The sequence below is a fragment of the Nioella ostreopsis genome (genome assembly GCF_004000255.1).
Taxonomy (GTDB): Bacteria; Pseudomonadota; Alphaproteobacteria; order Rhodobacterales; family Rhodobacteraceae; genus Nioella; species Nioella ostreopsis.
Genome location: NZ_RCIQ01000060.1, coordinates 1 through 2,810 on the forward strand (window position 1 = coordinate 1; position 2,810 = coordinate 2,810).

Annotated in this window: 3 protein-coding genes; all 3 read right to left on the minus strand. The window is 63.1% G+C overall.

Features of this window, described 5'->3' with window-relative positions; genetic code table 11:
- A partial coding sequence (locus tag EP237_RS22735; RefSeq protein WP_206052352.1) for a Hint domain-containing protein occupies nt 1-703 on the minus strand: 703 nt, incomplete at its 3' end.
- Between the two features lie 6 nt (nt 704-709).
- Entirely contained in the window at nt 710-1,207 is a 498-nt protein-coding gene (locus EP237_RS22740) for a toxin-activating lysine-acyltransferase (protein ID WP_127563093.1), read from the minus strand.
- 247 nt (nt 1,208-1,454) lie between these two features.
- Nucleotides 1,455-2,810: Hint domain-containing protein (locus tag EP237_RS22745; RefSeq protein WP_127563094.1), on the minus strand; the 1,356-nt coding region annotated here is incomplete at its 5' end.

A 2,810-nucleotide genomic window follows, 5' to 3' on the forward strand; every position in this document is an offset into this window, starting at 1 on the left:
TCACCAAGGCCCCGGCGTGGCAGATCACGCCCTCGACCAACATCCCGTGATCGGCGGTGACGGTCAGATCGGCGTGCGGCAGTCCCGCACCCAAAGACCCTGCGGCGAAGCGCACGGGCATCAACCGCTCGGCGGGGCCGAAACGGGTGGAGACGCTCTGGCGGCCGATCCACTTGACGGGCACGGCGCAGCCCTCGGCGGTCAGAACCATGTCGCCGATCTGCAGCGCCTCGACCGCGGTGTCACCTGACGGTGTGGCGATGCGCGTGCCTTCGCCATAGCAGATGATGTTGATCTCGACGGTATCCGTGTCAAAACCGCCGGTGTTGGCCTGTCCAGTCACATCGAACGAGAAGTTCTGGTTGAGCCCGCCATTCGCAATCAAATCCGCCGTGGTGAAGCTGATGCTCATCGCGCCAGAGGCGGAATCCAGCGAAAACGTCATCCAGGCCGGAAGGCTCGGCCCAACCACGGTATAGGAGCCATCATTATTGGGCGAAGGGCCATCTGAAAAATTCGTGCTCGGCTGGCCCGACCAATTCCCCGACAGCGTGATCGTGTCGGTTCCCGTCACATCAACGTTGTAGGAGTAGGTACCTACTAGATCGTTGCTGGTCGTGTCCGCGCTGGGCGTCCCAATCGTCGCATTGCCATTGAGCGTCGATCCATTCGCTCCGGTCAGATAAATCCCTGCAGAGGCCATTTTTTGTTAACTCCCGATGTCCTTAACATTATTGAGGCGCCACTTTCCATTTTGGCGCTCCATCCTGATCACGCGTTCACGCGATGCATTCGGTCCAAGCCGCAGCCCGTTGCAGCGGGTGATATGCGGCGGAATACTGTCCAGAAACCTGCGGATCGCCCGGAACCCCATCTTCGGAGGCAGGAGCGAGAGCGTGTCCATCATCCACATCCGGTCGCCGGAGCACCACTCCGACGGGGCAAGCGGCTGATTGGCAAGCAGCTTGGCTTCCGCCTCTTCCGACAGGAAGGCCCAGCTGATCGAGGCGACCGGGCGCTCGCCATCGCGGAACACCACGACCTGGTCGAGGTCCACGGGCGGCTGCAGCGTCAGGCGAACGGCAGGCAGGGTCGCGTGATCGAACACGCCGACGCGAAAGGCGAGATACGTGAGCTCCCCCAGGGTGCGCAGACGCTCCGCCCCGGGATTGTCTCCATCGATTTTTCGGGTTTTCGGAACTCCCATCCCGATCGGCCCTCTCAAATACCGCAAGCCATCAGAAATACGGGTCCATAACACTCCGGATACTGAAACAAATCAAGCCCTTGGATGCACGTTCAGAGGAAGGCAGTGCCCGGATTCGAGAATTCTGGCAGACTTGAGCCCCAGTGAGCCGCGCGATTCCGGTGACCGCGCGCTCATTTGCCCTCCCGATTGGGGCCGGGCGTGCTGCGAAACAAATCACCATGCAGCGCGCGCGCCTCGCACTCGCCTAACAGGCTTCGGGCATCATGAGGCCCCGCCGGGTCCACGCCGGCACCTGCCGCGCAGACATGGCTCGGGGGTAGGGGAGCTCTTCCATCTCCGGCACGTCGCCGTAAAGCGCCTCGAATTCGGCGAAGTTGTCGAAGACCCGGCGGGAGACGTTGTCGATGAAGGTTTCGGCGGGAGCACCGTTGGCGAGGATGATCTCGTGGTTCTCGGTTTCCACGTGGTAGACCGTATAGGTCTCCCCCATCTCAGCGAGAGGCACCCGCGTGATGGTCGTCCCGTTCACAAGCGCACCTGCGTGGCAGATGACGCCCTCGACCAGCATCCCATGATCGGCGGTCACCGTCAGATCCGTCTGCGGCAGCCCCTTTCCCAGAGACCCCGCCGCAAACCGCACCGGCATCAGGCGTTCCGCGGGGCCGAAGCGGGTGACAACCGTCTGGCGGCCGATCCATTTGACCGGCACCGCACGGCCTTCTGCCGTCAGAATCCGGTCGCCGATCGCCAGCGCCTCGACCGCATGGCAGCCGGTTGGCGTCGCAATCCGGGTGCCCGCACAGAAGCACGCTACATTGCCCAGTTCGATGACCCCGTCGGTGGTGCCATCCGCCGCATCGAGCGTGGCGAGGTCCGCGGCACGGATCAGGTAGGTGCTGCCGGATTGGAAGCCGCCGCTGCCGTCAGCTGCCTCATAGGCCCCGATCAGCAGGTCGTCCTGACCGTCATTATCCACATCGCCGGCGGAACTGACGGACCGGCCCGAGTAGTCGTACTCGTTCTCGCCCACGAATTCATAGGAGGTGCCCGTGGCCGCGACGTAAGAAAGGTCGATGACCCCATCCGCCGTGCCATCGGCAAGGTCCAGCGCCGCCAGATCATCGGCATTGATCAGATAGGTGCTGCCGGAACTGTCGCCGCCGCCATCGTCTGACGTATAGGCCCCGATCAGCAGGTCGTCATTGCCATCGCCATCCACATCCCCGGCGGAACTGACGGAACGGCCCGACTTGTCTCTTATGTCCTCGCCTACGAATTCATAGGAGGTGCCGGTGGCCGCGACGTAAGAAAGATCGATGACCCCATCCGCCGTGCCATCGGCAATGTCCAGCGCCGCCAGGTCATCGGCATTCACCAGGTAGGTGCTGCCTGAGTCGGTGCCGCCGCCATCATCGGCCTGATAGGCCCCGATCAGCAGGTCGTCATTGCCATCGCCATCCACATCCCCGGCGGAACTGACGGAGTAGCCTGACTGGTCACCCCCGTCCTCGCCCACGAATTCATAGGACGTGCCGGTGGCCGCGACGTATGAAAGGTCGATGACCCCGTCCGCGCTGCCATCGGCCAGGTCCAGCGCCGC